Annotated in this window: 4 protein-coding genes; 2 read left to right on the top strand and 2 right to left on the bottom strand. The window is 59.8% G+C overall.

Annotation, left to right across the window (positions count from 1 at the left end; genetic code table 11):
• Positions 1-336 precede the first annotated feature (336 nt).
• Entirely contained in the window at positions 337-2046 is a 1710-nt protein-coding gene (locus IRZ24_RS16225) for a CTP synthase (RefSeq protein WP_297166343.1), read from the top strand.
• A gap of 58 nt (positions 2047-2104) precedes the next feature.
• Positions 2105-3382 carry a CBS domain-containing protein gene (locus tag IRZ24_RS16230; protein WP_297166346.1) on the top strand — a complete coding sequence of 426 codons (1278 nt, stop codon included), beginning with the start codon at positions 2105-2107 and terminating at the stop codon, positions 3380-3382.
• A 177-nt stretch (positions 3383-3559) separates the two neighbouring features.
• Here IRZ24_RS16230 and IRZ24_RS16235 read toward each other — a convergent pair whose 3' ends face one another.
• Positions 3560-4306: a hypothetical protein gene (locus IRZ24_RS16235; RefSeq protein ID WP_297166348.1), complete on the bottom strand. Its 747-nt coding sequence runs from the start codon at positions 4304-4306 to the stop codon at positions 3560-3562.
• A 99-nt stretch (positions 4307-4405) separates the two neighbouring features.
• Complete coding sequence (locus tag IRZ24_RS16240) at positions 4406-5425, bottom strand: ribose-phosphate pyrophosphokinase (RefSeq protein ID WP_297166351.1); 1020 nt, start codon at positions 5423-5425, stop codon at positions 4406-4408.
• Positions 5426-5514: the final 89 nt, after the last annotated feature.

The following is a 5514-nucleotide window of genomic DNA, read 5'->3' on the forward strand; positions in this document are numbered from 1 at the left end:
GCCTACTTGTATGTGCATGTCTGGCCAGCGGGCGGACATGCAGGGATACTCCGGCTGTGGGTCCGCGGGTGGATGGAGCTGGCTGAGCCTGGAGAAGAGTAAGAGCGGATTCCCGATCGCCGGAGCAGGTCAAACATAGCATGCATTGCGCCTTGCGGGAGAGGAGGAAGCAAGCGGAGCGGAAGCGCAAAGCGGCGCAGCAGGCAGCCAGGCGAACATATATACAGTCAGACAGGCAGGAGGCTGCTCATGCCAGGCAGCCTGAGAGGGACTGAGTGAGAGAGTGAAGATGGTCTCATATGCGATGGTGAAGGCTCCACACGAGGAGGAGTTCTTATGTCAAAATTTATCTTTGTGACCGGCGGTGTGGCGTCGTCTGTGGGCAAGGGTATCAGTGTCGCATCCATCGGGCGCCTGCTCAAGAATCGGGGCATCTCCGTCTCCATCATGAAGCTTGACCCCTACATCAACGTTGATCCCGGCACCATGTCCCCTTATCAGCATGGAGAGGTCTTTGTGACTGACGATGGGGCGGAGACCGATCTCGATCTGGGCCATTATGAGCGCTTCACCGATGAACCAGCTTACCAGGCCAATAACGTCACCACCGGCCAGGTCTACGCCACGGTCATCAGCAAGGAGCGGCGTGGCGAGTACCTGGGGGGCACAATTCAGGTGATTCCCCATATTACCAATGAGATCAAGGAGCGTATTCACAACGTAGCCCGTCGCTCGGACGCCGATGTCGTCATTGTTGAAGTGGGGGGCACCGTTGGCGATATCGAGGGCGAACCATTTTTGGAGGCCATTCGTCAGATGCGCAAAGATGTAGGGCGGGCCAATGTACTCTATCTGCATGTTACCCTGCTCCCCTACCTTGGCGCCACCCGTGAATTGAAGACCAAGCCCACGCAACACAGCGTTAAGGAGCTACTGCGCGTCGGTATTCAGCCTGATGTCATCCTCTGTCGCTCCGACTATCCTGTCAGCGAGGAGCTGCGCGAGAAAATCGCTCTCTTCTGCAACGTTGAGACCCGGGCAGTCGTTCCCCTACTGACCGTCGAGACGATCTATGAGATCCCTCTGATTTTGGAAGAGGCCGGCCTTGGCGATTATCTGGTGCAGGCGCTCTCGCTGCCGGGTCATCCGCCCCAGATGGAAGAGTGGCGCGCTCTGGTCGAAAAGATCAAGAAGCCGCGCCCTGCTCTCACCGTCGGCCTCGTGGGCAAATATGTTGAATTACACGATGCCTATCTTTCAGTAGCCGAGGCGCTGCGCCACGCTGGCTGGTATCATGATGTGGATGTCCAGATCAAGTGGATCAATTCGGAGGCTCTGGAGAAGATGGGCGAGGCCTATACCGAGGTACTGGAGGATGTCCACGGCATTGTCGTACCCGGCGGCTTCGGTCCTCGCGGCGTCGAAGGCAAGATAAAGGCCGCTGGCTATGCGCGCCGGACCCATACGCCCTACCTGGGCCTCTGCCTTGGCATGCAGGTTAGCGTCATTGAGTTCGCGCGCAATGTCCTCGGTCTCGAAGGGGCCAATAGCTCAGAATTCGACCCGCATTCGCCCCATCCTGTCATCGATCTGATGCCGACCCAGCGTCATATCTCGGAGAAAGGTGGCACGATGCGCCTGGGCAACTGGGTCTGCTGTCTGATCCCTGGAACGCGAGCCTACCAGGCCTATGGCGAAGCCATCGTCTTCGAGCGCCATCGCCATCGCTACGAGTTCAACAATGAGTATCGCAAGCGCATGGAGGCTCATGGCATGGTCATCAGCGGGCGCTCCGCTGATAATAGCCTGGTCGAGATTATCGAACTGGCTGATCATCCGTGGTTTGTTGCCTCTCAGTTCCATCCAGAATTCAAGAGCCGCCCGAATCGCCCTCATCCGCTCTTCCGTGACTTTATCGCCGCCTGTAAGCGGCACGCTGGCATGAGTGTGAGCACGCCGGAGACAGGCGAAAGCGTGGCCCACGTTGGAGCCGCGCGGGTCCCTGGAGGGATCGCTTCGGATTCGCGACTCGAAATGTCGAAATAAAGGCAAAATGTTGTATTTAAGCCATCTACTGGGTGCACCCGTAGAGGACGCGCAGGGTATGCGCGTCGGCAAACTCAGTGATGTCCTGGTAGCGCCGGCGGAAGCCCGTGCCGGGAGTGGCGGCCCTACCTATGCCAGTGCCCTGCTGGTAGAAGATCAAGACGGGCGCCGCTGGCGGGTCACGCCGCTGGCGGTCCAGGTCCGCGATCACACCCTGGTCCTGCGTATGGCTCTGCGCGAGCTACCTCCTCCTACTGCCGTTGAGCGAGAAATCAGCCTGGCTCACGAGGTGCTAGACAAGCAGGCAGTTGACCTGGAGCGGCGACGCCCAGTCCGTGTTAACGATGTCTGTTTAGAACCGGATTGGCGCATTGTTGGCATCGACACCAGTACCTGGGGGCTTCTCCGGCGCTTGATGCCTGCCTGGTTACTAGGGGCCCGCGGGCGCGAGGCGCCGGGCAAACTCATTGCCTGGGAGCGCCTGGAGCCGCTACGCGACGGCGAGCCAGCGCCGGAGGAGAGCGCTGCAGCGGCGGAGAGGCGAGAGCGCGAAGCCGGCAGAGAGGAACCGCCGGCGGCGCGGCGCCGTCCGCCGAGCGGTCCCCTGGCTGAGCTGCGTCCTGCTGACATCGCCGATATCATTCACCAGCTCACCCCAGCTCAGGGCGCGCGCTTACTAGAGGGCCTCGACAACGAAACCGCGGCTGACATTCTCCAGGAAGTCGATACAGAGCGCCAGACCTATATTCTAGAGAAGCTGAGTGCGGCGCGGGCTGCAGCCATTCTGAGGGCGATGGAGCCAGACGAAGTGGCCGACCTGCTGGCTCGCCTGCCCGAAGAGCGGGCCCAGGAGCTGCTGCGGCTGCTCTCACCCGAGGAATCAGAGGATGTTCGTGAGCTGTTAGAGTATGCCGAGAACTCCGCCGGCGGCTTGATGACCACCGACTATCTGGCCCTCAGCGGCAGCCGCAGCAGCGCCGAGGCTCTGGATGCCCTGCGCCGCCATATCCTTGAACGCGATGGCCACGCCGTCTACATCTACGTTGTCGATGAAGAGGAACGCGATGAGCCTCGTCTGCTCGGCGTCGTTTCTGTCTGGAACCTGCTGGTTGCCTCGCCAGAGCAGACGCTACAAGAGTTGATGCATCGTGACCTTGTCACGGTACGTCCCGAGGCTGACGCACGCAGCGTCGCCGAGGTCATTGCCAAATACAATCTCTTCGCTGTGCCGGTAGTCAACGATGAGGGATTGCTGCAAGGGATCGTCACCGTTGATGACGCCATTGACGTCCTGCTACCGCCGGAGCGCCGCCGTCGACCACCGCGCCGCTACTGAGCCTGAGCGGGCCCTCTGGTAAGGAGCGCTGTGGAACAGCGAGCCATCTGTCTGAAGGAGATTGATCAGGGTTATCGTATGAGATGAGCGACAGTCGCAAAAAGGACGGAAGTGAGAGCAAAGCACAGAAAATGACAGAGAGAGCAGATAGAGAGGACGGTCTGCTCTCCCCCTGACCTAGTCGGGAAGAGAGCAGACCGCGCTCAAGGCTTCAAGTACATGTACAATGTCCTGGCAGACATCGACCATGACCCGAGGCAGCCATTCTTCGGGATGCGGGTCATCGGCCACAATTTCCGCCTCGCCCTCTTCCTCTTCCTCCTCGTAGCTGTAGCGATGACTCCAGCTAGGACTGAGCGTATGACCCCCGCTGTACTGGTAAGGAGAACTCTCGTGCAGACCGCGCAGACCCTCTGGGTGCCAGATCGGGAGCTCCACACGCTGCTGCAGCGTCAGGGACTCTGGCACCAGGCGGTGATCCTGCAGAGTCAGTGTGACGCCGGGCCGGGTCTCGATCGTGCGGCTGCTATGCTCACTGGCGCGCAGCCTGAGCATCTGGGTCAGGGAGAGGAGAGTCTCTTCCGAGAAAGTTGCGCCTTTGAGGGAAAGCGAGTAGGAGAGGTCCAACACCAGCGCAGGGATCTCACGTGTGCGCAGGTGCGGACAATCGGCGTGGGGCTCGTGGAAGAAATCGCAGACTCCCCTAGGCCCTTCGAGGGAAAGCGCGGTATCCAGACTGCCCCAGCTAAAGGAGACGGTGCAGATGCTGGAGTTTTCAACCTGTTCGCAGCTTCCGATGTGACAGGTGCAGGCAAATTCACGTTCCATGGTGCGGGAGTTGATCCAATATTCGGGATGTGCCGTAAGCCCGACCTCCGCAGCCGCCTTCAGGAAGAAACCGGTCACATCTTCAAAGGTTAGCATGAAACGCTCCTTGCTGCCCCCGGTTGGGGCAAGTATGCCCGTGGCACCCGTGATAAGATGCCTCTATATTATGAGCGTTCCTGATAGGATGTGTCAATATTAGACAGGATAGCTCTCGCGCCAGTCGCGGAAGAGGGCACTGATCGAACGCCCCTCGTGCAAGCGCTCGATGGTTTCCGCCAGCAACGAGGCGACAGAGATGACCACGACCTTGCCGCCAAGGGTCTTGTTGCCTAGGGGGATCGTGTCAGTGGTGACGATGCGTGTGATTTCGGGCATACAGAGCCGCTCCTCCGCCGGTGGGGTTAGCACGGCGTGGGTAGCAACCACTGTGATATCTGGTTTGGCCCCGGCCTCCAGCAACGCCTGGGTGCAGGTAACGATCGTTCCCCCAGTCGAGATAATGTCGTCCACGATAATGGGCCGTTTGCCAGCGACCTCGCCGACAATGGCACGCACCTCGACATCCTGGGCGTGGTTTCCCCCGCGCCGCTTGTGCATTACAACCAGCGGGATATTGAGCATATTGGCATAAACATCAGCCACCTTGACCCGTCCGGTATCCGGCGTCACGACTACAGCATCGCTCAGGTCCATATGCTGGCGCAGATACTCGCCCAGCAAGGGAATGGCTGTGAGATGGTCCATGCCGATGTCAAAAAAGCCCTGGATAGCCGGCGAGTGCAAATCGACGGATACCACACGGTCAGCCCCGGCGGTCGATAGCAGGTTAGCGACGAGCTTGGCAGTGATTGGCTCGCGCCCCGTGGTCTTCTTCTCTTGGCGCGCATAGCCGTAGTAAGGGATGATAGCCGTGATGCGCGCTGCCGAGGCGCGGCGAAAAGCGTCGATCATGACCAGCAGCTCCATCAGGTGCTCATTGACCGGGTGGCAAGTCGATTGGACAATGTAGATATCCCTGCCGCGTACACTATCCTGGATCTGCACGTGACATTCGCCATCGGCAAAGCGGTGCAGCTCCCGCCGCCCCAGGGGTCGCCCCAAACAGCTTGCTACTGCCTGCGCCAGCTCCGGGGTCGCTGAACCACTGTAGATGTCGACGTCGATCGGCGGGCCGCTCCGGTTGGGCCTTCTCGCTGCCGCTGCGCTCTCTGTCATGAATGGTCTCCCCCTCTTAGAAGCCACAGAACCACTGTGGCTGGCAATACCCGCAGTGGTTACCCCTCTATTGTAGCATGTCTCGATAG

It is taken from the genome of Thermogemmatispora sp. (genome assembly GCF_019683755.1).
GTDB lineage: Bacteria > Chloroflexota > Ktedonobacteria > Ktedonobacterales > Ktedonobacteraceae > Thermogemmatispora.